This window comes from Pseudomonas sp. VMV1, from assembly GCF_056790235.1.
In genome coordinates this window covers 230,639-256,925 of record NZ_JBXGSE010000002.1, presented here as the reverse complement: position 1 = coordinate 256,925, position 26,287 = coordinate 230,639, and the positions used below count along the sequence as shown (strand labels likewise).

The 26,287-nt window shown below is 64.3% G+C and carries 26 protein-coding genes; 4 read left to right on the top strand and 22 right to left on the bottom strand.

From position 1 onward, the window contains the following. Positions 1 to 190: 190 nt before the first annotated feature. Together ACUCV0_RS06690 and ACUCV0_RS06685 are read right to left on the bottom strand one after the other, a co-directional pair. Complete coding sequence (locus ACUCV0_RS06690; RefSeq protein WP_059315724.1) at positions 191 to 1,120, bottom strand: electron transfer flavoprotein subunit alpha/FixB family protein; 930 nt, start codon at positions 1,118 to 1,120, stop codon at positions 191 to 193. Then, a complete protein-coding gene (locus ACUCV0_RS06685; protein ID WP_059315725.1) occupies positions 1,120 to 1,872 on the bottom strand; it encodes an electron transfer flavoprotein subunit beta/FixA family protein in 753 nt (250 codons plus the stop codon). The genes ACUCV0_RS06690 and ACUCV0_RS06685 overlap by 1 nt, the downstream gene beginning before the upstream one ends. Before the next feature lie 292 nt (positions 1,873 to 2,164). Between ACUCV0_RS06685 and ACUCV0_RS06680 the strand changes: the two genes are divergently transcribed. Continuing rightward, positions 2,165 to 3,814, top strand: coding sequence for an electron transfer flavoprotein-ubiquinone oxidoreductase (locus ACUCV0_RS06680; protein ID WP_482212343.1), 1,650 nt, complete (start codon positions 2,165 to 2,167; stop codon positions 3,812 to 3,814). Between the two features lie 32 nt (positions 3,815 to 3,846). Here ACUCV0_RS06680 and ACUCV0_RS06675 read toward each other — a convergent pair whose 3' ends face one another. The 4 genes from ACUCV0_RS06675 to ACUCV0_RS06660 form a co-directional block, all read right to left on the bottom strand. Beyond that, positions 3,847 to 4,407 (bottom strand): DUF1285 domain-containing protein, encoded by a 561-nt coding sequence (locus ACUCV0_RS06675; protein ID WP_482212342.1) that lies wholly within the window; start codon positions 4,405 to 4,407, stop codon positions 3,847 to 3,849. A gap of 11 nt (positions 4,408 to 4,418) precedes the next feature. Then, entirely contained in the window at positions 4,419 to 5,033 is a 615-nt protein-coding gene (locus tag ACUCV0_RS06670) for a DUF4823 domain-containing protein (RefSeq protein WP_313649725.1), read from the bottom strand. Between the two features lie 69 nt (positions 5,034 to 5,102). Further along, positions 5,103 to 6,071, bottom strand: coding sequence for a GTP 3',8-cyclase MoaA (locus ACUCV0_RS06665; RefSeq protein WP_482212341.1), 969 nt, complete (start codon positions 6,069 to 6,071; stop codon positions 5,103 to 5,105). A 63-nt stretch (positions 6,072 to 6,134) separates the two neighbouring features. Next, positions 6,135 to 6,776: a TetR/AcrR family transcriptional regulator gene (locus tag ACUCV0_RS06660; RefSeq protein ID WP_007160588.1), complete on the bottom strand. Its 642-nt coding sequence runs from the start codon at positions 6,774 to 6,776 to the stop codon at positions 6,135 to 6,137. A gap of 171 nt (positions 6,777 to 6,947) precedes the next feature. Between ACUCV0_RS06660 and ACUCV0_RS06655 the strand changes: the two genes are divergently transcribed. Then, entirely contained in the window at positions 6,948 to 8,078 is a 1,131-nt protein-coding gene (locus tag ACUCV0_RS06655; RefSeq protein WP_482212340.1) for an aminotransferase class V-fold PLP-dependent enzyme, read from the top strand. A 218-nt stretch (positions 8,079 to 8,296) separates the two neighbouring features. On the opposite strand, the gene ACUCV0_RS06650 is transcribed toward ACUCV0_RS06655, so the two are convergent. The 13 genes from ACUCV0_RS06650 to ACUCV0_RS06590 form a co-directional block, all read right to left on the bottom strand. Continuing rightward, a complete protein-coding gene (locus ACUCV0_RS06650; RefSeq protein WP_482212339.1) occupies positions 8,297 to 9,079 on the bottom strand; it encodes a TatD family hydrolase in 783 nt (260 codons plus the stop codon). Between the two features lie 54 nt (positions 9,080 to 9,133). Beyond that, on the bottom strand, positions 9,134 to 9,490 hold the full coding sequence (locus ACUCV0_RS06645) for a PilZ domain-containing protein (protein WP_017641886.1): 357 nt from the start codon (positions 9,488 to 9,490) through the stop codon (positions 9,134 to 9,136). 39 nt (positions 9,491 to 9,529) lie between these two features. Beyond that, on the bottom strand, positions 9,530 to 10,513 hold the full coding sequence (locus tag ACUCV0_RS06640; RefSeq protein ID WP_313649667.1) for a DNA polymerase III subunit delta': 984 nt from the start codon (positions 10,511 to 10,513) through the stop codon (positions 9,530 to 9,532). After that, on the bottom strand, positions 10,506 to 11,144 hold the full coding sequence (tmk, locus tag ACUCV0_RS06635) for a dTMP kinase (protein ID WP_482212338.1): 639 nt from the start codon (positions 11,142 to 11,144) through the stop codon (positions 10,506 to 10,508). The genes ACUCV0_RS06640 and tmk overlap by 8 nt, the downstream gene beginning before the upstream one ends. Beyond that, positions 11,141 to 12,199 carry an endolytic transglycosylase MltG gene (gene mltG / locus ACUCV0_RS06630; protein WP_482212337.1) on the bottom strand — a complete coding sequence of 353 codons (1,059 nt, stop codon included), beginning with the start codon at positions 12,197 to 12,199 and terminating at the stop codon, positions 11,141 to 11,143. The genes tmk and mltG overlap by 4 nt, the downstream gene beginning before the upstream one ends. 3 nt (positions 12,200 to 12,202) lie before the next feature. Next, complete coding sequence (pabC, locus tag ACUCV0_RS06625; RefSeq protein WP_313649674.1) at positions 12,203 to 13,015, bottom strand: aminodeoxychorismate lyase; 813 nt, start codon at positions 13,013 to 13,015, stop codon at positions 12,203 to 12,205. After that, positions 13,015 to 14,259, bottom strand: a complete 1,245-nt coding sequence (gene fabF / locus ACUCV0_RS06620) for a beta-ketoacyl-ACP synthase II (protein ID WP_059315735.1) — start codon at positions 14,257 to 14,259, stop codon at positions 13,015 to 13,017. Before fabF ends, pabC begins: the two co-directional genes overlap by 1 nt. A 137-nt stretch (positions 14,260 to 14,396) precedes the next feature. Beyond that, positions 14,397 to 14,633: an acyl carrier protein gene (gene acpP / locus ACUCV0_RS06615; protein WP_007160597.1), complete on the bottom strand. Its 237-nt coding sequence runs from the start codon at positions 14,631 to 14,633 to the stop codon at positions 14,397 to 14,399. Positions 14,634 to 14,800: 167 nt separating this feature from the next. Continuing rightward, complete coding sequence (gene fabG, locus ACUCV0_RS06610; RefSeq protein ID WP_059315736.1) at positions 14,801 to 15,544, bottom strand: 3-oxoacyl-ACP reductase FabG; 744 nt, start codon at positions 15,542 to 15,544, stop codon at positions 14,801 to 14,803. 15 nt (positions 15,545 to 15,559) lie between these two features. Next, on the bottom strand, positions 15,560 to 16,495 hold the full coding sequence (fabD, locus tag ACUCV0_RS06605; RefSeq protein WP_271655612.1) for an ACP S-malonyltransferase: 936 nt from the start codon (positions 16,493 to 16,495) through the stop codon (positions 15,560 to 15,562). 82 nt (positions 16,496 to 16,577) lie between these two features. After that, entirely contained in the window at positions 16,578 to 17,549 is a 972-nt protein-coding gene (plsX, locus tag ACUCV0_RS06600) for a phosphate acyltransferase PlsX (protein ID WP_482212583.1), read from the bottom strand. Between the two features lie 24 nt (positions 17,550 to 17,573). Further along, the gene (rpmF, locus tag ACUCV0_RS06595) at positions 17,574 to 17,756 is read right to left on the bottom strand and encodes a 50S ribosomal protein L32 (RefSeq protein ID WP_010797729.1); all 183 of its coding nucleotides are present in this window, start codon (positions 17,754 to 17,756) and stop codon (positions 17,574 to 17,576) included. A gap of 10 nt (positions 17,757 to 17,766) precedes the next feature. Continuing rightward, positions 17,767 to 18,294: a YceD family protein gene (locus ACUCV0_RS06590; RefSeq protein ID WP_082696371.1), complete on the bottom strand. Its 528-nt coding sequence runs from the start codon at positions 18,292 to 18,294 to the stop codon at positions 17,767 to 17,769. Between the two features lie 99 nt (positions 18,295 to 18,393). Between ACUCV0_RS06590 and ACUCV0_RS06585 the strand changes: the two genes are divergently transcribed. Continuing rightward, positions 18,394 to 18,972 (top strand): Maf family protein, encoded by a 579-nt coding sequence (locus ACUCV0_RS06585; protein ID WP_313649671.1) that lies wholly within the window; start codon positions 18,394 to 18,396, stop codon positions 18,970 to 18,972. Positions 18,973 to 18,993: 21 nt separating this feature from the next. Here ACUCV0_RS06585 and sppA read toward each other — a convergent pair whose 3' ends face one another. Genes sppA through rluC form a run of 3 tightly spaced genes read right to left on the bottom strand, consistent with a single transcriptional unit; the run spans position 18,994 to position 21,611 of the window. Then, positions 18,994 to 19,986: a signal peptide peptidase SppA gene (sppA, locus tag ACUCV0_RS06580; RefSeq protein WP_271655615.1), complete on the bottom strand. Its 993-nt coding sequence runs from the start codon at positions 19,984 to 19,986 to the stop codon at positions 18,994 to 18,996. Beyond that, positions 19,979 to 20,665 (bottom strand): HAD-IA family hydrolase, encoded by a 687-nt coding sequence (locus ACUCV0_RS06575; RefSeq protein ID WP_313649672.1) that lies wholly within the window; start codon positions 20,663 to 20,665, stop codon positions 19,979 to 19,981. The genes sppA and ACUCV0_RS06575 overlap by 8 nt, the downstream gene beginning before the upstream one ends. Continuing rightward, on the bottom strand, positions 20,658 to 21,611 hold the full coding sequence (gene rluC, locus ACUCV0_RS06570) for a 23S rRNA pseudouridine(955/2504/2580) synthase RluC (protein WP_434774694.1): 954 nt from the start codon (positions 21,609 to 21,611) through the stop codon (positions 20,658 to 20,660). The genes ACUCV0_RS06575 and rluC overlap by 8 nt, the downstream gene beginning before the upstream one ends. A 706-nt stretch (positions 21,612 to 22,317) precedes the next feature. Between rluC and rne the strand changes: the two genes are divergently transcribed. After that, entirely contained in the window at positions 22,318 to 25,626 is a 3,309-nt protein-coding gene (gene rne / locus ACUCV0_RS06565; protein ID WP_482212336.1) for a ribonuclease E, read from the top strand. Positions 25,627 to 26,287 lie beyond the last annotated feature (661 nt).

The window sequence follows — 26,287 nt, the reverse complement described above, 5'->3', positions numbered from 1 at the left end:
GTAGCAGGCTATTCTGGAGGTATACCGGTACAGCTAGCCTCGACCTTAACGCTTCCCTTCCCGGGGCGGCAATGTCCAAAAACGACAAGGAACCGGCGCACCCCTCTTTGACGCCAAGGGCTCTGCCGAGAGGCTTGCCGCGCCCATGAAAAAGCCCGCCAAAGGGCGGGCTCTTGGCTGGCGAAAAACCTCAGATGGCCTTTTCCAGCTCCGGGATCAGCTCGAACAGATCACCCACCAGGCCATAGTCGGCCACCTGGAAGATCGGCGCCTCCTCGTCCTTGTTGATGGCGACGATCACCTTGGAATCCTTCATGCCTGCCAGGTGCTGGATGGCACCGGAGATGCCGACGGCGATGTACAGCTGGGGGGCGACGATCTTGCCAGTCTGGCCGACCTGCATGTCGTTGGGCACGAAACCGGCGTCCACCGCGGCGCGCGAGGCACCTACCGCAGCGCCCAACTTGTCGGCCAGGGCGTAGAGGATCTTGAAGTTGTCGCCGTTCTGCAGCCCACGACCACCGGAGACCACCACCTTGGCGGCGCCCAGCTCGGGACGATCGGACTTGGCCAGCTCTTCGCCGACGAAGCTGGAAACCCCAGCGTCCTTGACCAGGCTCACGGCTTCGATGGCGGCGGAACCACCCTCGGCGGCGACCGGATCGAAACCGGTGGCGCGCACGGTGATCACCTTGACCGGCGCCGTGGAGCGCACGGTGGCGATGGCGTTACCGGCATAGATCGGCCGCTTGAAGGTGTCGGCGGATTCGACGGCGATGATCTCGGAGATCTGGTCGACGTCCAGCAGCGCGGCCACACGCGGCAGGAAGTTCTTGCCATTGGTGCTGGCGGCGGCCAGGACATGGCCATAGTTGGCGGCCAGCTCGACCACCAGCGGCGCGACGTTCTCCGGCAACTGGTGGGCATAGGCGGCGTTGTCGGCCAGGAGCACCTTGCTGACGCCAGCGATCTTGGCGGCGGCCTCGGCGACCGGCTGGGCATTCTGGCCGGCGACCAGCACATGGATGTCGCCGCCGATGGCCTGGGCCGCGGCCACGGTATTCAGGGTGGCGCCAAAGAGGTTGGCGTTGTCGTGGTCGGCAATGACGAGAATGGCCATCAGATCACCTTCGCTTCGTTCTTGAGTTTTTCGACCAGTTCGGCCACGGACTTGACCTTGATGCCCGCCTGACGGCCTGCCGGGGCTTCTACCTTGACCACCTCGTAAGAGGCGTTCACCGCCACGCCCAGGGCGTCCGGGGTCAGGGTTTCCAGCGGCTTCTTCTTGGCCTTCATGATGTTGGGCAGCGAGGCGTAGCGCGGCTCGTTCAGGCGCAGGTCGGTGGTGACCACCGCCGGCAGCTTGAGCGATACAGTCTGCAGACCGCCATCGATCTCGCGGGTCACGTTGAGGCCGTCACCCGCCTGCTCCACCTTGGAGGCGAAGGTACCCTGGGCGAAGCCAGTCAGGGCGGCCAGCATCTGGCCGGTCTGGTTGTTGTCGCTGTCGATGGCCTGCTTGCCAAGGATCACCAGCTGGGGCTGTTCCTTGTCGACCACCGCCTTGAGCAGCTTGGCCGTGGTGAGCGACGACAGCTCGGCGGTACCGGTGTCGATCAGCACGGCGCGATCGGCGCCCAGTGCCAGGGCGGTACGCAGTTGCTCCTGCGCCTGGGCCGGACCCGCGGTCACGACCACGATCTCGCTGGCGATACCCTTTTCCTTCAGGCGCACCGCTTCTTCCACGGCGATCTCGCAGAAGGGGTTCATGGACATCTTGACGTTGGCCAGGTCGACACCGCTCTGGTCGGCCTTGACGCGGACCTTGACGTTGTAGTCCACCACGCGTTTGACAGCTACGAGAACCTTCATGAATCCCTCGATTTATTCTGGTGAATAAACAGGACGCCAAGGCGGCCTTGCGTTGGACACGACCCCTGCCGATCCAACCTTGTTGCAAATCTTTCCTATGTTGACCTCCACGGCAGCAGGGGTCAACGCGACAGTCCGTCAGGGGCCAGTAACTCCCGAGTCTAACAGGCTTGCAGAAAATTTAAACAAACGTTTGAATGGGTGTCAGGGAGCACGCCGGATATAATGAAGTCTTTTGTTGCACCCCTACATAAATAACCAGATCGTGAGTTTTGCCTGAGGAGAGTGAGCCGTGGAACGCGAATACATGGAATTCGACGTGGTGATCGTCGGGGCCGGCCCCGCGGGCCTGTCCGCGGCCTGTCGCCTCAAGCAGCAGGCCGCCGAAAACGGCCAGGAAATCAGTGTGTGCGTGGTCGAGAAAGGCTCCGAGGTCGGTGCCCACATTCTCTCCGGCGCCGTCTTCGAACCCCGCGCCCTGGACGAGCTCTTTCCCAACTGGAAGGAACTGGGTGCGCCGCTTAACACTCCGGTCAAGCGCGACGACATCTACCTGCTCAAGGACGATCGCCAGGCCACCAAGGTTCCCAACTTCTTCGTGCCCAAGCCCATGCACAACGAGGGCAACTACATCATCTCCCTGGGCAATTTCTGCCGCTGGCTGGGTCAGCAGGCCGAGGCCCTGGGCGTGGAGATCTATCCGGGCTTCGCCGCCCAGGAACCGCTGATCGATGATCAGGGCGTGGTACGCGGCATCATTACCGGCGATCTGGGCGTGGATCGCGAAGGCCAGCCCAAGGACGGCGTCTACACCCCCGGCATGGAGCTGCGCGGCAAGTACACCCTGTTCGCCGAAGGCTGCCGTGGCCATCTGGGCAAACAGCTCGGCCAGAGATTCAAGCTTGGCGAGGGCGCCGATCCGCAGCACTACGGCATCGGCATCAAGGAGCTGTGGGAGATCGATCCGGCCAAGCACGAGCAGGGCCTGGTGATCCATACCTCCGGCTGGCCGCTGGACAAGGAGAATCCGGGTGGCTCCTTCCTCTATCACCTGGAAGACAACCAGGTAGTGGTCGGTCTGATCGTCGACCTGGCCTACAGCAACCCGCACCTCTCACCCTACGACGAATTCCAGCGCTACAAGCACCACCCGGTGGTGGCCCAGTACCTGGAAGGCGGCAAGCGCGTCTCCTATGGCGCCCGCGCCCTGGTCAAGGGCGGCCTAAATTCCCTGCCGAAGATGGTCTTCCCGGGCGGCGCCCTGATCGGCTGCGACCTCGGCACCCTGAACCCGGCCAAGATCAAGGGCAGCCATACCGCGATGAAGTCCGGCATGCTCGCCGCCGACGCCATCGTCACCGCCCTGGCTGCCGGTCGCGAGGGTGACGAACTCCAGGGTTACGTGGATGGCTTCAAGGGCAGCTGGGTACAGGAAGAACTCCATGCCAGCCGCAACTTCGGTCCGGCCATGCACAAGTTCGGCCCGCTGCTGGGCCCGGCCTTCGCCTTCGTCGAACACAACCTGCTGGGTGGCGCCCTGCCCTTCACCCTGCACGATCGGCGCATGGACCATACCTGCCTGAAGAAGGCCGACGAGGCGCCGCGCATCAGCTATCCCAAGCCGGACGGCAAGCTGAGCTTCGACAAGCTGTCCTCGGTATTCCTCTCCAACACCAACCACGAAGAAGACCAGCCGGTCCATCTGAAGCTGAAGGACCCGTCGATCCCCATCGCGCAGAACCTGCCGCTATATGACGAGCCGGCGCAGCGCTACTGCCCCGCCGGGGTCTACGAGGTGGTCCGGGATGGCGGCGAGCCTCGCTTCCAGATCAATGCCCAGAACTGCGTCCACTGCAAGACGTGCGACATCAAGGACCCCGCGCAGAACATCACCTGGGTGGCGCCGGAAGGCAGTGGCGGACCCAACTACCCCAACATGTAAGCTATGCAAAAGGGCCCCGAGGGGCCCTTTTGCTATCCGGCAGCCGCAACGGGAAAGAACACTCCGCGGCTCCAGAGCCCAAGCCAGGCCTTACCCTCGTAGGTGCCCTCCTCGACCCTGTCCATCAGTCGGTAGAAGACCGCCCGATTGAGCCGTGCTTCCAGCCCACCGCGCACCTGTACATAGGGTGCCGGCTGGTCATCCTGCTCGGCGAAGCGCAGCGGATGCTCGGCGCCAGCGGTGACCCGATCCCCGACGTTGGTGAGGAAATCCAGGACCTGGTCCCGGCCGCTGCCGCTCCACTCGACATCCACGGCCAGAAAGGGCACATCCTCGACCTGGATGCCCACGCACTCCACCGGCGTGACCAGCACGTAGCGCTCGGGATCGCGCCTCAGGATGGTGGAGAACAGGCGCACCATCGCTGGTCGGGTGATGGGCGTACCCTGGTGGTACCAGGTCCCATCACGGGCGATGCGCATATCGATATCGCCACAGAAGGGCGGATGCCAGAGGTCCACGGGCGGCAGCTTGCCGTCCTCGGCGACTGGCAGCTGCGCCAGCAGATTCCGCGTCACGTCAATCTGGGTCACTCCCTTCTCCTCTACCGGGTGCCCAAGCCGAGTAGACGTTGGGCATATTCATTGAGCGCCGGACCGAGCAGGTCTTCCGGACGCTCATCATAGAACGTCAAGAAGCCGCCACGGCTGCGGATCCGCGCTGTGTCCACCAGGCGGAAGGTAGCGGTCTCCACCAGCATCATCTGGACGACGCTGCGGTCGCGGCCTACTCGTCCGATATCATCCTGATCTTCCCATTCCTCCCAGGTACCGATGCGGTCATCCGCCCCGGCGAAGCGGGTGTAGAGCACATAGTGCGCGCCCAGTTGCCGGGCCTTGGCCATGGCTTCGTCGAAGCCCTCGGGCTTGTCCGCGCGCCTTACCCGCGGGAAGTATTCCACAAAGCCTTTGAAGGCCTCTTCCGCTACCACGTTCGGGCGGGCGTAGGGATGGCCCACGGGCACGAAGGCGCCCTGGGCTATGTAGATATAGGAGTCGGCCTGCAAGCGAAAGTTGTTCAGCCGCTGGGTCTTGCTGTAATCGAGCAGCCCTGCATCACGCAGGTGATATTCAACGCCGGACGCCATGTCACTGACGTTCATGCAGCCGCCCAGGCAGCTCAGCAAAACCGAAATGACCAGAAAACGCAGATTAACCATGGAACAGAGCCCCTGTCCGGCGCCAAGATGCCGTCGATACAGGGGCCTTAGCAGCTTTCGCGCCAGTTGCTAGCCGCCGATGATCTTCATCACCGTCACGCCACCGGAGAAGGCCACGTCCTGCTTGTCCCCCAGCGCCTTGACCAGCAGCCGCTGCAGGGCCGGCAGGGCCAGATGCCTGGGCTTGTCCAGCAGATCGCCGACATAGTGGCGGTTGCTGGACGACAGGCAGCCGTGCAGCCAGCCGGTGGACGACAGCCGTAGCCGCGAGCAGGTCCGGCAGAAGGGGACGCTTTCGTTGGCGATGATGCCGAAGTGACCACCCGACTCGACGCGATAGCGCAAGGCGGTGGAGTCCACCGGTGCATCGGCCTGCACATAGGCATGGCGCGAACCGATGATCTCCAGCAATTCCGCCAGTGGCACCAGCTGGTTGTTGAAGTGCACGGAATCCTTGGCCAGATGCCCCATGCGCATCAGCTCGATGAATCTGAGTTCGAAACCGCGCTTCAGGCAGTACTCCAGCAGCGGCAGCACCTGATCGAGGTTCTGGCCCCGCAGCGGTACCATGTTGAGCTTGATCTTGAGGCCCGCGGCACGCGCCGCTTCGAGCCCGGCTAATACCGTGGCCAGGTCACCACCGCGCGCCAGGCGCGGAAAGGCCTCGGCATCGAGGGTATCGAGCGAAACGTTCAGACGGCGGATGCCGTGGTCGATGAGGAAATCGAGCTTGCGCGGCAGCAGCTGGCCATTGGTGGTCAGGCTGATGTCCTTGAGGCCGAGCTGGGCGACGCGGGCAAGAAAGGGCTCCAGCCGCGGCGTGACCAGGGGTTCGCCCCCCGTGATGCGCAGACGCTCGATCCCCGCGGCATCGATGAGGTATTCCACCCCGCGAGCCATGGTGTCGGCACTGAGCTCGTCCTGCGCAGCCACGAGTCGCTTGCCGTTGGGCACGCAATACGTACAGGCATAGTTGCAGGCCGCCGTGAGGCTGATCCGCAAGTTGCGAAACGCCCTACCCTGGCGGTCAACGATCATCTTGGGAACTCCAATAAGACAAGAGAAAAGGGATGGCACGGCATCCCTTGCCTCTATCGGACCCTAGGATCGGACAGGCGTTTCGACATCTCGCTTCCGGCGGTTGCCCATGCGAACGCCGATCTCCATGAGGAACTGGAAGAAACCCTCCTGATCCTCCAGCACGTCGCGCCAGAAGGGCGAATGGTAAAGGGCCACGGCCCCGTGCACCAGCGCCCAGGCGGCGCAGTAGTGGAAATAGGGAGGCACGTCCTCGAGCTTGCCTTCGTCGATCCGGCCCTCGATCAGGCTGGTCAGCCGCTGGAAGTTGGAGGTGCGGATGCTGTGCAGCTGCTCGACCAGTTCGGGTACCTGCCGCGTCTTGACCACCTTTTCCTCGAGCCGATCGAACAACCGATAGCGCTGTGGATCGCTCATGCGGAATTCGAAATAGGCGCGGGAGAGCGCTTCGCGGTCCCGGGCGACGTTGTCCGACTGGAACAGCTCGGCAAGGTCCCGTTCGTAATCCAGCATCAACCGCAGATAGATCTCGGCCTTGGAATTGAAATGCTTGTAGATGGTGCCTTTGCCGATACCGACCGCCTCGGCGATCATCTCGACGGTGACGCTGTCTTCTCCTTCGGAGAGAAAGAGTTGCAGCGCGGTATCGAGGATTTCCTGTTCGCGGCGACGGAACTCGCGGACTTTGCGGGATTCTTTCTGCATGGCAGCCCACTTGTTGTTTTGAAAAGGGATAGGGCCTTCGAATCGTCGGTTGCCCCTCGGCATACCGGCACTTCGTCACACCTTGGGCGAGCTCCACCGAGAGTATCGGTGAACCGCGCGGGCGCGCCCCTTATTATGCCCCATCACACCCAGATTGTACGGATCGAGTCAATGTCTTCCTGGAAGCACGAATTCCCTCAGGCCTACGCCATGCGGTACCTCAACCACGCGGCCGTGGCCCCCTGGCCCAAGCGCGCCGCGCAGGCCGTCACCGAATTCGCCGCCGAGAACTGCCAATACGGCGCGCGCAACTATCCGACCTGGCTCGTCCTGGAACAGCGCCTGCGTGACCGCCTGACCCGCCTGCTCAATGCGCCGGCCAGCAGCGACATCGCCCTGGTGAAGAACACCTCCGAGGCACTCTCCTTTGTCGCTTTCGGCCTGGACTGGCAGAGCGGTGACCAGGTGGTGATCAGCGACGAGGAGTTCCCCTCCAATCGGGTCGTCTGGGAAGCCCTGGCACGCTTTGGCGTCGAGGTAGTGGAAGTCAGTCTGGGCGAGACGCCAGAAGCCAATCTGCTGGCCGCCTGCGGCCCGCGCACTCGGCTCATGGCCATCAGCGCCGTGCAATACGCCAGTGGCCTGCGACTGGATCTGCCTCAGTTGGGCCAGGGCTGCGAGGCCAAGGGCGTACTGCTCTGCGTCGATGCCATCCAGCAGCTGGGCGCCCTGCCCTTCGATGTCCAGGCCTGCAACTGCGCCTTCGCCATGGCCGACGGCCACAAGTGGATGCTGGGTCCGGAAGGCCTGGGGGTCTTCTACTGCCGCGCCGATCTGCGCGAGCAGCTGAAGCTGCACGAATACGGCTGGCACATGCTGGACAACGCCGGCGACTACAGCCAGCGCGAATGGCAGCCGGCGAAGACGGCGATGCGCTTCGAGTGCGGCAGCCCCAACATGCTCGGGGCGGTGGCGCTGGAGGCCAGCCTATCGCTGCTGGAAGATGCCGGCATGCAGCAGGTGGGTCAGGATCTGCTGGCGCGGATCGAACTGCTGGACAGCCACATTCGCCGCCTGCCCGGTGCCATCCTGCATTCGCCGGCCGACCCACAGCGGCGTTCCGGAATCCTCACCTTCTCCCTCGAAGGCTGGGACAATCGCCAGCTGTTCGAGCGCCTCAAGACCGCCGATGTGGTCTGCGCCCAACGTGGTCCGGGCATCAGGCTGTCGCCGCACTTCTACACCAGCGAGCACGTGCTGGAGCAGACGCTGGACCTGGTCGGTGCGCTGGCACGCTTCTGAAGCGCCCTGAAAGGTCTGAGACCGGCAGTACCAGGGCAGTGCTATTCCAAAACTGTTTAAAAAATGTCCAGCTCAGGCTGGACCTTTCCCCGCGCTGACCAATACTCAAGTGACTGGCCGTGTCGACCCCCGCGACGCGGGCCAGGCAGGCGGTCCTCCGTCTAGGCGAACCGCTGGTCCGGCCCGGGTATCCCAGGATACCCGGGCCATTTTTTTGCCTAGAGGGTGGCGCGGGGAAACAGCCGGCGGAAGTTGGCCGTGGTCTGCTCGGCCAGCGTCTCCAGGCTGACGCCACGTACATCGGCCAGGCACTGGGCGACCTCGACCACGAATTGTGGCAGGTTCGCCTTGCCTCTGTGGGGTACCGGGGCCAGATAGGGCGAGTCTGTTTCCACCAGCAGTTGATCGGCCGGTACCTGACGGGCCACTTCGCGCAGCTCGGCCGCATTGCGAAAGGTCAGAATGCCGGAAAAGGAGATGTAGAAACCCAGATCCAGGGCGGCCTTGGCCGTCGCCCAATCCTCGGTGAAGCAGTGCAGCACCCCGGCGCCTGGCAGATCGGCGGCGCCAAGCATCGCCAGGGTGTCGGCGCGCGCTTCCCGGGTATGGATCACCAGGGGCAGTGCCGTACGGCGGGCCGCCTCCAGGTGCAGGGCGAAGGACCGCTGCTGGATCTCGGCGGTATCCGGCTGATAGTGGTAGTCCAGCCCGGTCTCGCCGATAGCGGCAACGCGGGGATGGGCCAGCCGTTCCAGCAACCAGTCGAGATCGATGGCGCTGCCCTGGGCGGCATCCAGTGGGTGAATGCCCACCGCGCAGTGGACGTCGGCATAGCGCTCGGCCAGGGCCTGCACCGTGGGTGCATTGCCGGCATCGACGCCAATGCAGAGGAACTGGCTGACGCCACGGGCGCGCGCGGCATCCAGCGCTGCATCCAGGGAGCCGTCATGAAGGGAAAGATCGAGTCGATCCAGGTGACAGTGGGAGTCGACGAAGTGCACGAGAAATAGCCTTGAATCGGAAGACGCCCCGCCCCGAGCGGGACGGCGACGGCCTCACATGGTATGGGTGGGACGGTCCGACTTCAGGGAGCCGGCCAGATAGGTTTCGATCTTGTTGCGCGCGGTATTGTCGCCTTCGTTGAACTGCACGCCGACCCCGGCGGCACGATTGCCCTGGGCCCCCTTGGGGGTGATCCAGACCACCTTGCCGGCGACCGGGATCTTGTCCGGTTCGTCCATCAGGTTCAGCAACATGAAGACCTCGTCACCCAGCTTGTAGGTCTTGCCCGTCGGAATGAACAGGCCACCGTTGCGGATGAAGGGCATGTAGGCGGCATAAAGCACCGACTTGTCCTTGATGGTGAGGGACAGGATGCCATTACGGGGGCCCAGGTTCTGCGGCAAACTCATGAGATTCTCTCGAGACAGGCAATACGGACGCGCGGATCGCTAGCGTCCGGGCACCAGGCCGGCCCAGCGGATCAACAGCGATTCCAGCAACAATACGCGGTTGAGGTTGGCTTTGCCCAGCACCTTCTGCCGCTCGGCATGCAGCCATTCCTGCAGCGCCAGCACCGCGGGCGGCGCGCTCTTCTCGGCCAGATAACCCAGCACCTTGGCCATGTCCGGCGCGGCCTCGTCGTCGACGCCACCCCACTGCTGGCGCAGCACGCCATGGGTCCATTCGCAGAACCAGTCGAGCAGCAGCGGCAAGGGCACGGCGTTCCAGCTCTCGGCCAGTTGGCTAGGCGCCGCCTGGCGCTTGAGCAGGCGCTTCACCCCCTCCACCACTAGCGCTCGCCGGGTGAGCACGTCTTCGCCATGCAGGCGCAGGGCTGCCAGCGGCGAGCCACCGGCCAGCACCAGCAACTGGGTGCGGATCTCCGGCTCGAGATCTGGCAGGCGCTCACCCAACCAGGCGAGACTTTCGGCGCGCGAAGGCACCGGGCAGGCCTGCTGCACGCAACGGCTGCGCACGGTGGGCAGCAGGCGACTCGGCTGGTGACTCACCAGCAGCAGCACCGTCGCGCCCGAGGGCTCTTCCAGACTCTTGAGCAAGGCATTGGCGGCATTGAGGTTCATCGCCTCGACCGGCTCCAGGAGAATCAGCTTGCGTCCACCCAACTGCGCGGTCTGGGTGACGAAATCCACCAGGGCGCGAATCTGATCGACGCGGATGGGCTTTTCGGCCTCTTCCGGCTGAATCACGCAGTAATCGGGATGAGTCCCTGCCTTCAGGAGCGAGCACGCCTTGCACTGGCCGCAGGCGGCATCACCCTGGGGCGCCTGGCACAGCAGCAGCGCGGCCAGGCGCTCGGCCAGGTCACGCTTGCCGATACCACGCGGACCATGCAGCAGATAGGCGTGGGGATGCTGCCGCCGGGGCCAGATCCGCGCCCACAGCGCCTGCTGCCAGGGATAGACGTCAGCCACCGAGCGTCGGCTCCAGGGTGGCGACCAAGGCGCGCAGATCCGCCTGCACCTCGGCCAGGCTGCGCGAGGCGTCGATGAGGCGATAGCGTGCCGGCACGGCCTGGGCGCGGTCCAGATAGGTCTGGCGCACCGCTTCGAAGAAGGCGCGTTGCTCCTGCTCGAATCTGTCTAGGGCACCGCGGCGGGCCGCCCTGGCCAGGCCAATCTCCACCGGCAGATCGAACACCAGGGTCAGGTCGGGTTGCAGGTCGCCCAGCACGAAGGCCTCTAGGGTGGCGATGCGCTCCACGGGGACACCGCGGCCACCGCCCTGGTAGGCATAGGTCGCATCGACGAAACGATCACACAGCACCAGGGCACTCCGTGCCAGGGCAGGCCGGATGACCTGGGCCAGATGCTGGGCGCGCGCGGCGAACATCAGCAGCAACTCGGTATCCACGGCCATGGGTTCGGCCGCTGGCGCCAGCAGGATCTCGCGGATGCGCTCGGCCAGCGGCGTGCCGCCCGGCTCGCGGGTCAGCACCACTTCACGGCCGGTGGCGCCAAGGAGTTCGGCGAGATAATCGCGGTTGGTGCTCTTGCCCGCGCCCTCCGGGCCTTCGAGGGTAATGAACAGGCCGTTTGCGGTCATGGGGTTTCCTTGCTGTCAGGCGTCTGCGGGGCGGGGCTCGAGCGATAGTCGGAGCGACGCTTGAGCTGGAATTCCCGGACCGCCTGGTTGTGCGCGTCCAGATCCTTGGAGAAGACGTGGCTCCCATCACCACGGGCGACAAAGTACAGGCTGTCGCCGTCCTTGGGATGCAGGGCCGCATGGATGGCCTCGCGTCCCGGCATGGCGATCGGCGTCGGCGGCAATCCCGCATTGAGATAGGTGTTGTAGGGCGAAGGCTCGCGCAGATCCGCGCGAGTGATGCGCCCGTTGTAGCGCTCGCCCATGCCGTAGATCACCGTGGGATCGGTTTGCAGCAGCATGCCGGCCGCCAGGCGCCGGACGAAGACCCCGGCGATCTCGTCGCGCTCTTCGGGCACGCCGGTCTCTTTCTCCACCAGCGACGCCATGATCAGTGCCTGGTAGGCGTCCTTGTAGGGCACCGCGGGATCACGCTCCTGCCATTCCTGGTCGAGCACGGCCTGCAGGCGCTGATTGGCCTGGCGCAACAGATCCGACTCGCGCTGGCCTTTCACATAGCGATAGGTATCGGGAAAGAAGCGGCCCTCGGGATGCTCGCCGTCCAGACCCAGCCGCTTCATCAGGGCGGCATCGTCCAGTTCGGCGGTGTCGTGCTCGAGCTTGGGCTGGCGGGCCAGAGCGGCGCGAACCTGGCGGAAATTCCAGCCTTCCACCAGGGTGAGGCCATACTGCACTACCTCGCCCTTGCGCCAGAGGCCGAACAGCTGCTCCACCGTCATGCCGGGGGTCAGGCGGTATTCGCCGCTGTGTAGCGTCTGCCCGGCTAGATTGAAGCGCCAGTACAGGCGCAGCCAGAAGGCGCCATCGAGCACGCCCTCCTCTTCCAGGCGCAACAGGGTACCGCCGGGCGTCGCGCCCTTGGCGATCTCCACCAGTTGCTCACCATCGACCTTCAGCGGCTGAGTCAGCGCCTGGTGCTGGCGCCAACCGGCCATGACCAGCAGCAGGCCGCTAGCGGCCAAGACCGCCGTAAGCAGAGCTCTCGCCTTGCGCATCGGCTATTCCAGAATCTCGTTTATCGAACCTTGCAGTTTACGGGTCACCGGCCCCACGGACCAGTTCGCCGCTGCGTACCGGCGCACGGGCCAGATACCGTACTGGCTGTTGCAGAGAAAAAATTCGTCGGCCTGGAACAGCGCGTCCAGGGACAGTGGCATGACCGCGGTCTGCATGCCCTCCTGGGCGGCGAGGTCCATCAGCAGACCGCGCATCACGCCGGCCACGCCACAATGATCGAGCGCGGGGGTCAGCAGTCGGCCTTCGCGAACCAGGAACAGATTGCTGAACACGCCTTCGATCGGTCTGCCGTGCTGATCCAGCATCAGGCCTTCGGCATATTCGGTGGTGGTCCACTCCCCGCGAGCCAAGACCTGTTCGAGACGATTCAGATGCTTGAGCCCGGCCAGCAGCGGCTGGCTGGCCAGACGTGTGGTGCAGGGAAAGAGGGCGATACCCTCGGCAGCATGGGCCGCCGGATAGGCCGGTGCGGGTGAAGCCAGCAATAGTCGCCGGACCTCGGGCTCGGCTGGCGGCGCATAACCGCGCAGGCCATCGCCCCGGGTGAGCAGCAGCTTGGCGACACCCTCCCCCAGCAGCGCCGCATAGGCCTGGATCTCGGCACCCACCTGAGCGAGGTCGCAGGGAATGCGCAATCGCTGGCAGCCCGTGGCAAGTCGCTGCAGATGACGCTCCAGCAAGCGGGGCTGGCCCCGGCGTACGGCAATGGTCTCGAACAGCCCATCACCGTAGGCCAGGCCCCGGTCGCGCTGCAGACCAGGAGTTAGCGGTTGGCCGTTGAGCCAGTCCTGGATCAAGCGTCGAAGCGCCGGAACACCAGGCTGCCGTTGGTGCCACCAAAGCCGAACGAATTGGACAGCGCCACTTCGATGGGCCGCTGACGCGCCTCGTGGGGCACGAAGTCCAGATCGCAGCCGTCGCTGGGATTGTCCAGGTTGATGGTGGGCGGGGCCACCTGATCGCGCAGGGCAAGCACCGTGAAGATGGCTTCCACCGCCCCAGCGGCGCCCAGCAGGTGACCGGTCATGGACTTGGTGGAACTCACGCTCAGGCGCTTGGCCTGCTCGCCGAACACCTGCTTGAGGGCCGCCACTTCGGCCAGGTCGCCGGCCGGCGTGGAGGTGCCGTGGGCATTGACGTAGTCGACCGCTTCCGGCGCGATGCCGGCGTCCTTGAGCGTCGCCCGCATGCAACGGGCAGCGCCCGCGCCGTCTTCCGGCGGGGCCGTCATGTGGAAGGCATCCGCGCTCATGCCGAAGCCGATCAGCTCGGCATAGATACGAGCGCCTCGCGCCTTGGCGTGCTCGTAGTCTTCCAGCACCAGAGCGCCAGCACCGTCGGACAGCACGAAGCCGTCACGATCGCGGTCCCAGGGACGGCTGGCGCGGGTCGGATCGTCGTTACGGGTCGACAGGGCACGAGCCGCGCCGAAACCACCAAGACCCAGACCCGAGGTCGCCATCTCCGAACCGCCGGCGACCATGACATCGGCCTCACCGTAGGCGATGTTGCGCGCCGCCATGCCGATGCAGTGCGTCGCCGTGGTACAGGCGGTGGCGATGGCATAGTTGGGACCCTGCAGACCCAGGTGGATCGACAGGAAACCGGACACCATGTTGATGATGGAGCCCGGTACGAAAAAGGGAGAAATACGGCGCGGACCCTGTTCGAGCAGCGACTGGCAATTCGCCTCGATATTGGTCAGCCCGCCGATGCCGGAACCCATGGCGACACCCATGCGCTCGCGATTGCCATCGTTGACTTCGATACCGCTGTCACGCATGGCCTGGAAGCTGGCAGCGAGACCGTATTGGATGAATAGATCCAGCTTGCGGGCTTCTTTCGCGGACAGATACTGCTCCACGTCGAATCCCTTGACCGATCCACCGATCCGCGTGCTGAAGGCAGAGACGTCCATATGCTCGATCGGCGCAATACCGCTGCGACCGGCCAGGATGCCCTCCCAGCTGCTCGCGACGTCGGCGCCAAGCGGCGATACCATGCCCATACCCGTGATCACGACACGTCTACGCGACACACCCAACTCCTCTTGTCCTTCCGGGGCGGCCACCCCACTTTAAAAAAGCCGATTCCATCGATCTTGATCATCGACCTAAAGAAAAGCCGCACGCCCTACAGGACGTGCGGCTTCTTGTGTCCGAAACTAGCGGCTACTTATTGCTGGTGAGCAACGATGTAGTCGATAGCTTCCTGGACGGTGGTGATCTTCTCAGCCTGCTCGTCCGGGATTTCGGTCTCGAATTCCTCTTCCAGAGCCATCACCAGTTCGACGGTGTCAAGGGAGTCGGCGCCCAGATCCTCGACGAAGGAAGCGCTGTTGGTAACTTCCTCTTCCTTCACGCCGAGCTGCTCAGCGACGATCTTCTTAACGCGTTCTTCGATGGTGCTCATACCGTGTTCTCACTCCTAAAGGAAAAATCCGCACAACGGATTGCGCGTAAGTGTATAGAAAGGGATTTCCGAATTTCAAGCTGACGCGACATCAAGACGTATGCGCGGCCATTGCTGGTCCGACAGTTTACCAGCTTAGCGCAATAGCCGCGCGGGGGTAACGCCGGTCAGCTCATGTACATTCCGCCGTTTACGGGGATCGTGGCCCCGGTCACATAGGCAGCGCCCTCACCGGCCAGGAAGCCGACCACCTTGGCGATTTCGTCGGCCTGGCCGAGGCGACCGGCAGGAATCTGGGTCAGCAGCGCGGTGCGCTGGGCTTCCGGCAGCTCACGAGTCATGTCGGTGTCGATGAAACCCGGCGCCACGGCATTGACGGTGATGTTGCGCGAACCTACCTCACGAGCCAGCGCCCGGGTGAAGCCCTCGAGGCCGGCCTTGGCGGCAGCATAGTTCGCCTGACCAGCGTTGCCCATGGCCCCGACCACCGAACCGATGCTGACGATACGACCCCAGCGACCCTTGGTCATACCCTTGAGCACGGCCTTGGAGAGGCGGAACAGGCTGTTGAGGTTGGTATCGATCACGTCGTACCACTCATCGTCCTTCATCCGCAGCATCAGGTTGTCGCGGGTGATGCCGGCGTTGTTGACCAGGATCGACGGGGCACCGAATTGCGCCTGGACCTGCTCGAGGGCGGTCGCGACGGAGGCGTTGTCGGACACATTGAGCACCAGGCCGGTGCCCTCGATGCCATTGGCCTTGAGCGACTCGGCGATGCGCTGGGCGCCCGCCTCGCTGGTCGCGGTGCCGATCACGGTGGCGCCGAGCCGACCCAGTTCCAGGGCGATGGCTTGACCGATGCCACGCGTGGCGCCCGTGACCAGGGCGACCTTACCTTGCAGACTCATCTCGTTTTCCTCGATTCAAAAAGCCGCACGAGCGGCGGCGAAGGCATCAGGGGTGTCCAGGGCCAGCGTTTCCACGCCCTTGACGCATCTCTTGTTCAGACCGGCCAGCACCTTGCCGGGGCCACACTCCACCAGATGGGTGACGCCCTGGGCAGCCAGGTACTGCACGGATTCGACCCAGCGTACCGGGCTGTACAGCTGAGCCAGCAGATCCTGCTGGAGGCTGGCCAGATCGGTATTGACGCCGGCATTGACGTTTTGCACCACCGGAATCTCCGGCTGGCTCCAGCTGCAGCCGCGCACATCCTCGGCGAAACGCTCCGCCGCCGGACGCATCAGCTCGCAGTGAGAGGGCACGCTGACCGGCAGGGCCACGGCGCGCTTGGCACCCAGCCCCTTGCACGCCTCGATGGCGCGCTCCACTGCAGCGGCGGAACCGGCGATCACCACCTGGCCCGGGGCATTGAAATTGACCGCACTCACGACGTCGCCCTGGGCGGCTTCGGCGCAAGCTGCCAGCACCTGAGCGTCTTCCAGGCCCAGGATGGCGGCCATACCGCCCTGCCCGGCCGGGACGGCCTGCTGCATCAGCTCACCACGACGCGCCACCAGGCGCACCGCCTCGGCGAACGGCAGGCTGCCGGCGGCGACCAGCGCCGAATACTCACCCAGGCTGTGACCGGCAACGTAGGCGGGCTTGGCGCCTCCTTCAGCCAACCACAGCCGCCAGAGCGCAATGGAGGCGGTCAGGATGGCGGGCTGGGTACGGTCGGTCTGGTTGAGCGACTCCTGGGGGCCCTGCTGGGTCAGCGCCCAGAGGTCATAGCCGAGGACGGCGGATGCTTCCGCGAAGGTTTCACCGATCAGCGCGTGGTGCGTGGCCAGCTCACCCAGCATGCCCAGGGCCTGGGAACCCTGACCGGGAAAGACGAAAGCGAGAGAGGCAGACATAGGCAGGTCTCTTGTAGGTCCATTGCCGGCGAAACCGCGGTTCCGCCACTGACAGACTGAGATGTCGGTGTCGACCGGTCGGTCACACCGCTTTCAGAGCCGCCAAGTTTAACCGGATACGCTCGGGGAGATCAGTCTCCACATCGCGCAGCGCGCGCTCGATGGCCTGAACGAGACCGACTTCGCCTGCCGCGCCATGACTCTTCACCACTACCGCATTCAAGCCGAGAAAGCTCGCGCCGTTGCGCAGCTCCGGATCCCAGTGACGAAAACGCCGGGCCAGCCAGGGCTGCAGCAGCCGACGTTCGAGCCAGGAGGCCGTGCCGCTGCGCTCGACCAGCAGACGCAGCAAGGCCTCGCCGGACTTGAGCACGGCGTTGCCGGTGAAGCCATCGCAGACCACCACATCCGCGACGGCGGCATAGAGATCGCTACCCTCGACGAAGCCGATGAAATCGAACGCCGGACTCTGGGCGAGGCGGCGCGCCGCCTCTTGAATCACCGGCGTGCCCTTGCCCGGCTCCCGCCCGACATTGAGCAGCGCCACCCTGGGCCGGGCCAGGCCGCGCGCCTGGGCCGCACCCGCGCCCAGACAGGCGAACTGCACCAGCTGCTCGGCTGTGGTGTCCAGGTTCGCGCCGAGATCGAGCAGCAGCGTCTGATGCTCTCCCCGCCCCGGCAGCGCCGACATCATGGCGGGCCGGTCGATCCCCGGCAGCGTCCCGAGCAACAGCCGCGCGAGCGCCATCCAGGCACCGGTATTGCCGGCACTCAGACAGCCATGGGCACGCCCGTGCTGAACCGCTTCGAGGGCGGCATGCATGGAGGTACGGGCGCGACTGCGCACCACCGTGGCGGGTCTTTCGTCAGGCCCGACGAGGGAGTCGACGTATTCGAAGTCCAGGCGAGCGGCAAGGGAAGCAGGCGGTGACCAGGCCGAAAGGGCGTCGCGCTGACCACAGAGGAGAAGACGTAAGGCGGGGAAACGCTCGAGAGCGCTGAGTGAAGCAGGAACAATGCAGCGGGGACCGAAGTCCCCGCCCATTGCATCGATCGCGATGACGATTTCGATCGAGGATTACTCGTCGGAACCCTTGTCGATCACTTTGCGACCGCGGTAGAAACCGTCGGGCGACACGTGGTGACGCAGGTGAACTTCACCGGTGCTCTTTTCCACGGACAGAGCGTTCGGTTCGAGAGCGTCGTGCGAACGACGCATGTCACGAGCGGAACGGGATTTTTTGTTCTGCTGAACAGCCATGATTTAACTCCTAAACGTTTGGGTCACGCTTCAACTGCGCAAGTACACTGAACGGGTTGGGTCGCTTTTCCTCGTCCGCCGGCTCTTCGGGCGCCTCGAAACCTTCAGGATGCTGGCAAGCCCCTTCTGGATGCGCGGGGATGATCGGCAGAGCGAGCAGCAGCTCCTCTTCGACCAAGCCATGCAGATCCAGCGGATCTTCACCAACCTCCAGGGCATCGTATCCCTGTGGCAAGGCATCGGCCGACTGCCCCTCCCAGAGCACGGCGAAATCGAATTCGCTGTGGATGGGAAGCACTGCCGGCTCCAGACAACGCTGGCAGATCATCTCGACCTCGGTATCGAGGACACCGTGGATGACGTACTGCCGCTGTTGATCACGCCCGAAGTCGAGGACGACGGCTACCGCGCCTTCGGACTTCACGAGCTGCTCGCCGACACGCCGCATGTTCGCGAGAGGCAGCTCACCCTTGAGGGTTACGCCGCGATCCGCCAATTTGCGAGGATCGACCTGAGGTGGAATTGGCCCATTCAACATAAGCGCGCCATTATAGGGACGGCCTTACGGCTGTCAAAGGAAATTAACCCCGAAGCGACTCCGACCGACCTTTGGTCGACCTCGCCCGAGAACAAACTGATGCCCCGTATTCTACTCGCTTCCAGCTCGCCTTACCGCCGCCAATTGCTGGAAAGGCTCTGCCTGCCCTTCGCTCACCAGTCGCCCGATATCGATGAGACGCCTCTACCAGGCGAGCACCCTCGCGATCTGGTGGAGCGGCTGGCCAGACTCAAGGCCGCCGCCCTGGGCGACCAGTCAGACCACACGCTCGTCATCGGCTCGGATCAGGCGACCGCCATCGAGGGCGAGATTCTTGGCAAGCCCCTGAGCCACGACCGTGCCCACCAGCAACTGGCCCGAGCCAGTGGCCGGACGCTGGTGTTCCATACCGGCCTCGCGGTGCTGGACAGCCGGACTGGTGAATGCCGGAGCGAGGTGGTGGATTTCCAGGTCCGCTTTCGGCCGCTGGATGCTGCGACAATCGACCGCTACCTGCTGGCGGAGCAACCCTACGATTGCGCAGGCAGTTTCAAGGCCGAAGGCCTCGGCATTGCCCTTTTCGAAGCCATGCAGGGGGACGATCCGACCAGCCTGATCGGCCTCCCCCTCATTCGCCTGACCGCATTGCTGCGCGAAGCGGGTCTGCAGGTGCCTTAGGCCACCCCCAGACCATGCCGGCTAACGCAGCATCGGACCCTGCCAGCCCATATAGAGAGCAAGACGCTCGGCGACGCTGGCGCCCAGGCGCTTGGCAAAGCGATCGAAGGGAGAGTCTTCCTGGGTGAAGTCCACCAGGCGCTCCTCCTTGACCACGTCCCGCGCCACATAGCTGGTGCTGCCGAGGCCATCGATCAGCCCGAGGGACAACGCCTGCTCGCCGGACCAGACCAGACCGGAGAACAGCTCCGGATGACCCTCGACCTTGAGGCGATCGCCGCGACCTTTCTTGACGCTGTCGATGAACTGCTGGTGGGTGGTATCCAGCACCTGCTGCCAGAAGCGGGTTTCTTCGGGCTTCTGCGGCTGGAAGGGATCCAGGAAGGCCTTGTGCTCGCCGGAGGTGTAGACCCGCCGCTCCACGCCCAGCTTTTCCATGGTGCCGACGAAGCCAAAGGAAGCCGCCGTCACGCCGATGGAGCCGACCAGGCTGGCCTTGTCGGCATAGATGGCATCGGCCGCACTGGCCACATAGTAGGCACCCGAGGCCCCCAGATCGGTGATCACCGCATACAGCTTGATGTCCGGATGCAGGCCACGCAGGCGCTTGATCTCGTCATAGATGTAGCCGGATTGCACCGGACTGCCACCCGGGCTGTTGATACGCAGCACCACACCGCGGGTGTTGCTGTCGTCAAAGGCCTTGCGCAGCGCCGTCACGACATTGTCGGCACTGGCCTTCTCGTCATCAGCGATCACGCCCTTGAGTTCGATGAGCGCGGTATGAGCGCCGGACTCGGTCACCCCGCCCTTCTTGCCCAGGGACAGCAGGGGCGTGAACAGCACCAGCATGACGATCAGATAGGCGAAGGTCAGCAGCTTGAAAAAGATGCCCCAACGCCGTGCCCGCCGCTGCTCGCGCACACTGGCGAGCATGGTCTTCTCGATCAGGGCCCAAGTCTTGTCGTCCGTCGGACGCGCACGCCCGCTGTCTTCTTTCCACTCGTCAGCCATGCCCACTCTCACTCCTGACCACAACATTGTCACCCAGCCATAGCGCCAGGTCCGCGAAAGCTTCGATCACCAGGCGCGGCCCGAAATCCCTCAGGACCTCGACCGGCTGGGCACCATAGGCGACCCCGACCGCATCGACCCCGGCGCGCCGGGCCATCTCCAGGTCGAACACCGCATCACCCACCAGCAGGGCACGCTCCGGCGCCACGCCGCAATGGGCGAGGATCTCCTGCACCATCTGCGGATCGGGTTTGCCGGCCGCCTCGTCGGCGCAGCGGGTAATGTCGAAGAAGTCACTTAGGCCATGCTGCTGCAGCGAGCGAGCCAGGCCACGACGGCTCTTTCCGGTCGCCACGGCCAGTTGATAACCCTGGGCGCGAAAGCGCTGCAGACCACTCATCACCTCAGAAAACAGTGGCGACGCCTCCTGCTCGCGACGGACGAATTCGGCACTGTAGGCATCGCGAAAGCCCTCGATCTGCGCCTGGGTCACCAGGTGTGGATAGAGGGTCTGGATCGCCGCTACCAGCTCCAGGCCGATGATGCCCTTGATGGCCACATCGCTGCGAGGCGGCAGCCCAAGCGTCTCGGCCGCCACGTGCATCACTTCGACGATCCGGCCGATGGAGTCAGCCAGGGTGCCGTCCCAGTCGAAGATCAGCAGCTGATAATCAGGCATCCAGACGCTCCAGCGTCTGACTCCAGGTGCTATCGACCGGCGCTTCCAGTCGCAGCTGGCCACCTTCTGGTAACGGAATCACCAGGCTCGCCGAATGCAGGAACAGCCGCTTGCCACCCAGGTCGCGGATCTCCTGGGAAAAGGCCTCGTCGCCGTACTTGGGATCGCCGGCGATGGCATGTCCGGCATGACGGGCATGGACACGGATCTGGTGGGTACGGCCGGTCACCGGCCGCGCCTCGACCAGGGTGGCGAATTCGCCATAGCGGCGCAGGACGCGAAATTCGGTGAGCGCCTCCTTGCCCTCGTCGTTGACTTCGACCATGCGCTCGCCGGATCTGAGGGTGTTCTTCAGCAGCGGCGCATTGATTTTCTTCTTGGCCGCCGGCCAGTGGCCGCGCACCAGGGCGTGATAGCGCTTGTCCACGCCGTCGCCGCGCAGTTGCTCGTGCAGGAAACGCAGCATGCTGCGCTTCTTGGCGATCATCAGCAGTCCCGAGGTATCCCGGTCGAGGCGATGTACCAGCTCGATGTCGCGGGCATCGGGACGCAACTGGCGAAAGACTTCGATGACGCCGCCAGACAGGCCACTGCCACCGTGCACGGCGATGCCGGCCGGCTTGTTGATGACGATGAGGGCCTTGTCCTCGTGAACGATGGAGTCCTCCAGGCGCTCGAGCAGTCCTCTGGCCAGAGGTGCCGGCTCATCAGGCTCGGACAGCCGCAGGGGCGGCACCCGGATCTGGTCACCGGCCTGAAGGCGGTAGTCAGGCTTGATACGGCCCTTGTTCACCCGCACTTCACCCTTGCGCAGGATGCGATAGATGAGGGTCTTGGGCGCGCCCTTGAGCTGGGTACGCAGGAAGTTGTCGATACGCTGGCCGGCATAGTCGGCGGGCACATCGAGCAGTTGAACGCCGGTGCTGGGAGAGGAAGGCTTAGTCATGGGCGAATGATAGCAATTTTCCCTTATTTGAAGCACTTAAAGCTTGCTGCTATAGTCCGGAGGCGGTTATCAGTCCTGTCTGGATGGCGCCGCTCGCGAGGCCGTCGATTCCGCCCGCGAATATAGGCTGCAAATGCAATAGTCACTGGACGTCTGGCCGTCCAGCAGATCGCCGACTCTGCCCAAGGGGGTGAGTGGCGATCTGCGATCCGCCTGGTAACCAAGGCAGCGGCACCCAGGGTGCCAGCTGTAAAACGACAACCGCTCCGGACCTTGCGGGCGGCACCTGATTCCTGAAGATTGTGTGCAGGATGGAGATGCACAACCAGCGTATCGCGTAGCCTGACAGTACGCCTGCAGCCCGCTTCGCGCCCAGCTTCGGCCAAGGTGACGATCGCAGGTGGAAGCCTCAAGGCCAACGGCCGATGCTCCAACCGAGCGACACCTGACACGAATCCCGCGACGACCCGGCTGCCTGAGCCTTTCGGCTGTCACGCCCGCACCATGCCTGGTTGATTCCTCCTCCTGTGGAGCTGCAACGGCAGTCGCTCAAGCGCCTGCAGGAGACGTAGTCGCGGCACGCCCCCGGGCCTGCTGCTGGACACGAAGACCGGATCTACACCGGTTTCGATACGACCCCGTGCACCCTTCTTTCGAATCCTGTTGCCACCCTGCGGGCCGAGAGCCTGGAACGTAGTGGTATTACATGAAGAGAATGCTCATCAACGCGACCCAGCCCGAGGAATTACGGGTTGCCCTGGTCGACGGTCAACGGCTGTTTGATCTGGACATCGAGTCCGGAGCCCGCGAACAGAAAAAGGCCAATATCTACAAAGGCCGCATCACCCGCATCGAACCCAGCCTGGAAGCCGCCTTTGTCGACTTCGGCGCTGATCGCCATGGCTTCCTTCCGCTGAAAGAGATCTCCCGGGAGTACTTCAAGAAGAACCCGGAAGGCCGCGTCAACATCAAGGAAGTGCTCTCCGAAGGCCAGGAAGTAGTCGTCCAGGTCGAAAAGGAAGAGCGTGGCAACAAGGGTGCCGCCCTGACCACCTTCATCAGCCTCGCCGGTCGCTACCTGGTGCTGATGCCCAACAATCCCCGCGCCGGTGGCATCTCCCGTCGCATCGAGGGTGAAGAGCGCAACGAACTGCGCGAAGCCCTGAACGACCTCAACGCCCCGGGCGACATGGGCCTGATCGTGCGCACCGCCGGCCTGGGCCGCAGCACCGAAGAACTGCAGTGGGACCTCGATTACCTGCTGCAACTCTGGTCCGCCATCACCGAAGCCTCGGGTGATCGCAAGGGCCCCTTCCTGATCTACCAGGAAAGCAACGTCATCATTCGCGCCATCCGCGACTACCTGCGTCAGGACATCGGTGAAGTCCTGGTCGACAGCGTCGAAGCCCAGGAAGAAGCCCTGAGCTTCATCCGCCAGGTGATGCCGCAGTACGCCAGCAAGATCAAGCTGTATCAGGACAGCGTCCCTCTGTTCAATCGTTTCCAGATCGAAAGCCAGATCGAGACCGCCTTCCAGCGCGAAGTGAAGCTGCCGTCGGGCGGCTCCATCGTCATCGACCCGACCGAGGCCCTGGTGTCCATCGACATCAACTCGGCGCGCGCCACCAAGGGTGGCGACATCGAGGAAACTGCACTGCAGACCAACCTGGAAGCGGCTGAAGAAATCGCCCGCCAGCTGCGTCTGCGCGACATCGGCGGCCTGATCGTCATCGACTTCATCGACATGACCCCGGTCAAGAACCAGCGCGCCGTGGAAGATCGCGTCCGCGAAGCCCTGGAAGCCGACCGCGCCCGCGTACAGATCGGTCGCATCTCCCGTTTCGGCCTGCTGGAAATGTCCCGCCAGCGCCTGCGCCCCTCGCTGCGCGAAACCAGCGGCATCGTCTGCCCGCGCTGCAACGGCCAAGGCATCATCCGCGACGTGGAATCGCTGTCGCTGGCTATCCTGCGCCTGATCGAAGAAGAGGCGCTCAAGGATCGCACCGCCGAGGTACGCGCCCATGTACCCATCCAGGTGGCGTCCTTCCTGCTCAATGAAAAGCGCAACAGCATCACCAAGATCGAGCTGCGTACCCGCGTGCGTATCATCATCCTGCCCGACGATCACATCGAGACCCCGCACTTCGAGGTGCAGCGTCTGCGTGACGACAATCCCGAGCTGCTGAACAGCCAGTCCAGCTACGAGATGGCCAACACCGAAGCCGAAGAGGTGTTGCCGGTCAGCTCCACTCGCACCCTGGTACGCCAGGAAGCGGCCGTGAAGGTCGCACCCGAGCGCGCCCCGGCGCCCACCCCGGTCGCCGCCGAGACCGTGGCGCCCGCCGCCCCTGCCACCAAGGCCACCGCCGAACCCAATCTGTTCAAGGGCCTGGTCAAATCCCTGGTCAGCCTGTTCGCCGGCAAGACCGAAGAGCAACCGATGGTCGACAAGACCGCCGCCGCCCCGGAAGTCGCCAAGAGCAGCGACGAGCAGCGCCGCCAGGATGAGCGCCGCAACGGTCGCCAGCAGAATCGCCGTCGCGAAGGCCGTCGTGATGACGAGCGCAAACCACGCGAAGAGCGCCAGCCGCGCGCCGACCGTGGCGAACGCAGCGATCGCCCGGCCCGCGAAGAACGCAAGCCGCGTGAAGAGCGTCAGCCTCGCGAAGAGCGTCAGGCCCGCGAAGACCGCCCGGCTCGCGAGGAGCGTCAGCCGCGCGAAGAGCGCGCCAACCGCGAAGAACGTCAACCCCGTGAAGAGCGTCAGCCTCGCGAGGAGCGCCAACCGCGCGAAGAGCGTCAGCCCCGTGAGGAGCGCGCCAACCGCGAAGAGCGTCAGCCCCGTGAAGAGCGCCAACCCCGCGAGGAGCGCCAGCCACGCGAGGAGCGCCTGAGCACCGAAGAGCGTCCCGCTCGCGAGGAGCGTCAGCCCCGTGAGGAGCGTGCCAGTCGCGAAGAGCGTCAGCCTCGTGAAGAGCGCAAACCGCGTGAAGAGCGTCAGCCGCGCGAAGAGCGCAAGGCGCGCGAAGAACGCCAGGAAGCGGCCAGCGCCGAAGAGCTGAACGAAGAAGAAGTACTGGAAGGCAACGAGGAGCTGGAAGAAGGCGAAGAGCGTCCGCGTCGCCGTTCCCGCGGCCAGCGCCGTCGCAGCAACCGCCGTGAGCGTCAGCGTGATGCCAATGGCAACTTCATCGAAGACGAAGAGCAGAGCGCAGCAGCCACGGACACCAACGTCGCACCGGCTGCCGCTGCCCTGGGTACCGCCGTCGTGGTCAGCGAGAGCGTGACCGCCATCGCCACCCAGGAACAGGTACGCGAAGCGCGTCAGCAAGAGCCTGCAGCTCCTGCCGACACCTCCGCTGCCGCCGAAGCGACGCAGGAAACCGCAGCGCAACAGCCTGCCGCCGACGCCCCTGCCCAGCCGGAGATCCTCACCCCCAACGTGAGCCAACTGCAGGACGAACGCGCGCCGCATCAGGAAGTGGAAATCGCCGCACCAGTTGCCGAGCAGACCGCTCCGGTGACCGCCACCGCACCCACTCCTGCGGCACCTGCCGAAAACGAAGCTGCCGAATCGGCCGCAGGTCGCGCCTCCAACGATCCGCGTGAGCGCCGTCGTCGTGAGCGCCTGGCTCGCGAAGCTGAAGCCGCACGTGCCAAGCAGGCCGAGCAGGACGCTCAGGCCCCTGCACTGGGCGCCATTGCCGAAACCGAAGAAACCTTCGCTACGGCAGCGGTAGGCACCGTAGAGCCGCAACAGGCTCCCGAGGTTCAGCCTGCGCAAGTCGTCGAAGAGCTGCCTGCAGCTAAAGCCGAGTCTGCCCCGATCGTGATGGAAGAACCCGTCGAGGTCGTGCCTAGCCCTGCCCAGGAAGAAGCGGCTACCGTCGCCCTGACCGGCGAGGACGACACCCCTGCAGAGGCCCCCAAGGCCGATGCGGTGAAAGAGGACGAAGCCACTCAGGCCGAACTCGACCGCAAGCTCAAGGAGTCTCGGGAAAATCATCCCGACTGATCTCCGCCAGCCATGAAAAGGGGCGCCTAGGCGCCCCTTTTTTATGCCCCAGATTCGAGCGGGCACGAAGTACCGAGGGTGAGAAGTCGGCCCCATGCAGATGAGCCGGCGGATCGACGCAGGCCGATCCCTTATGCATCAGGGCCCTACCCCAGGGAGGGGCTGCCTGTTGGACTACGGTAATGGAGTTGCCTCAACCCAACCTACGATGCTTGGGAATCGACGTAGGTTGGCGCTCAGCATAGCGAAGCCCAACTTCAGCGAGGATGCACTGCTTGTTGGGCTTCGGCGATGGAGCTGCCTCAACCCAACCTACGGCATTCACCAAGCTGACGTAGGTTGGTGCTGAGCACAGCGAAGCCCAACGCTTGGGACGCGGCCTGAATGTTGGGCTTCGGCGATGGAGCTGCCTCAACCCAACCTACGGCACTCACCAGACCGACGTAGGTTGGTGCTGAGCGCAGCGAAGCCCAACGCCTGGAGACGCGGCCCGAACGTTGGGCTTCGGCGATAGAGCTGCCTCAACCCAACCTACGGTGCCCGAGGAATCAATGTAGGTTGGCGCTGAGCGCAGCGAAGCCCAACGCCTGAGGACGCAGCCTGAACGTTGGGCTTCGGCGATAGAGCTACCTCAACCCAACCTACGGCGCCTAAGCACAAA

Excerpts from the sequence above, each read along its gene's own strand:
- ACUCV0_RS06660 (WP_007160588.1), bottom strand. The coding sequence starts at position 6,776 with ATGCAGAAAGAATCCCGCAAAGTCCGCGAGTTCCGTCGCCGCGAACAG.
- tmk (WP_482212338.1), bottom strand. The coding sequence starts at position 11,144 with ATGACCGCAAACGGCCTGTTCATTACCCTCGAAGGCCCGGAGGGCGCG.
- ACUCV0_RS06665 (WP_482212341.1), bottom strand. The coding sequence starts at position 6,071 with ATGATCGTTGACCGCCAGGGTAGGGCGTTTCGCAACTTGCGGATCAGC.
- acpP (WP_007160597.1), bottom strand. The coding sequence starts at position 14,633 with ATGAGCACCATCGAAGAACGCGTTAAGAAGATCGTCGCTGAGCAGCTC.
- ACUCV0_RS06575 (WP_313649672.1), bottom strand. The coding sequence starts at position 20,665 with ATGCCTGATTATCAGCTGCTGATCTTCGACTGGGACGGCACCCTGGCT.
- sppA (WP_271655615.1), bottom strand. The coding sequence starts at position 19,986 with ATGGCTGACGAGTGGAAAGAAGACAGCGGGCGTGCGCGTCCGACGGAC.
- rne (WP_482212336.1), top strand. The coding sequence starts at position 22,318 with ATGAAGAGAATGCTCATCAACGCGACCCAGCCCGAGGAATTACGGGTT.
- fabD (WP_271655612.1), bottom strand. The coding sequence starts at position 16,495 with ATGTCTGCCTCTCTCGCTTTCGTCTTTCCCGGTCAGGGTTCCCAGGCC.
- ACUCV0_RS06690 (WP_059315724.1), bottom strand. The coding sequence starts at position 1,120 with ATGGCCATTCTCGTCATTGCCGACCACGACAACGCCAACCTCTTTGGC.
- rluC (WP_434774694.1), bottom strand. The coding sequence starts at position 21,611 with ATGACTAAGCCTTCCTCTCCCAGCACCGGCGTTCAACTGCTCGATGTG.
- fabG (WP_059315736.1), bottom strand. The coding sequence starts at position 15,544 with ATGAGTCTGCAAGGTAAGGTCGCCCTGGTCACGGGCGCCACGCGTGGC.
- ACUCV0_RS06645 (WP_017641886.1), bottom strand. The coding sequence starts at position 9,490 with ATGAGTTTGCCGCAGAACCTGGGCCCCCGTAATGGCATCCTGTCCCTC.
- ACUCV0_RS06585 (WP_313649671.1), top strand. The coding sequence starts at position 18,394 with ATGCCCCGTATTCTACTCGCTTCCAGCTCGCCTTACCGCCGCCAATTG.
- ACUCV0_RS06590 (WP_082696371.1), bottom strand. The coding sequence starts at position 18,294 with ATGTTGAATGGGCCAATTCCACCTCAGGTCGATCCTCGCAAATTGGCG.
- ACUCV0_RS06670 (WP_313649725.1), bottom strand. The coding sequence starts at position 5,033 with ATGGTTAATCTGCGTTTTCTGGTCATTTCGGTTTTGCTGAGCTGCCTG.
- rpmF (WP_010797729.1), bottom strand. The coding sequence starts at position 17,756 with ATGGCTGTTCAGCAGAACAAAAAATCCCGTTCCGCTCGTGACATGCGT.
- ACUCV0_RS06685 (WP_059315725.1), bottom strand. The coding sequence starts at position 1,872 with ATGAAGGTTCTCGTAGCTGTCAAACGCGTGGTGGACTACAACGTCAAG.
- mltG (WP_482212337.1), bottom strand. The coding sequence starts at position 12,199 with ATGCGCAAGGCGAGAGCTCTGCTTACGGCGGTCTTGGCCGCTAGCGGC.
- ACUCV0_RS06655 (WP_482212340.1), top strand. The coding sequence starts at position 6,948 with ATGTCTTCCTGGAAGCACGAATTCCCTCAGGCCTACGCCATGCGGTAC.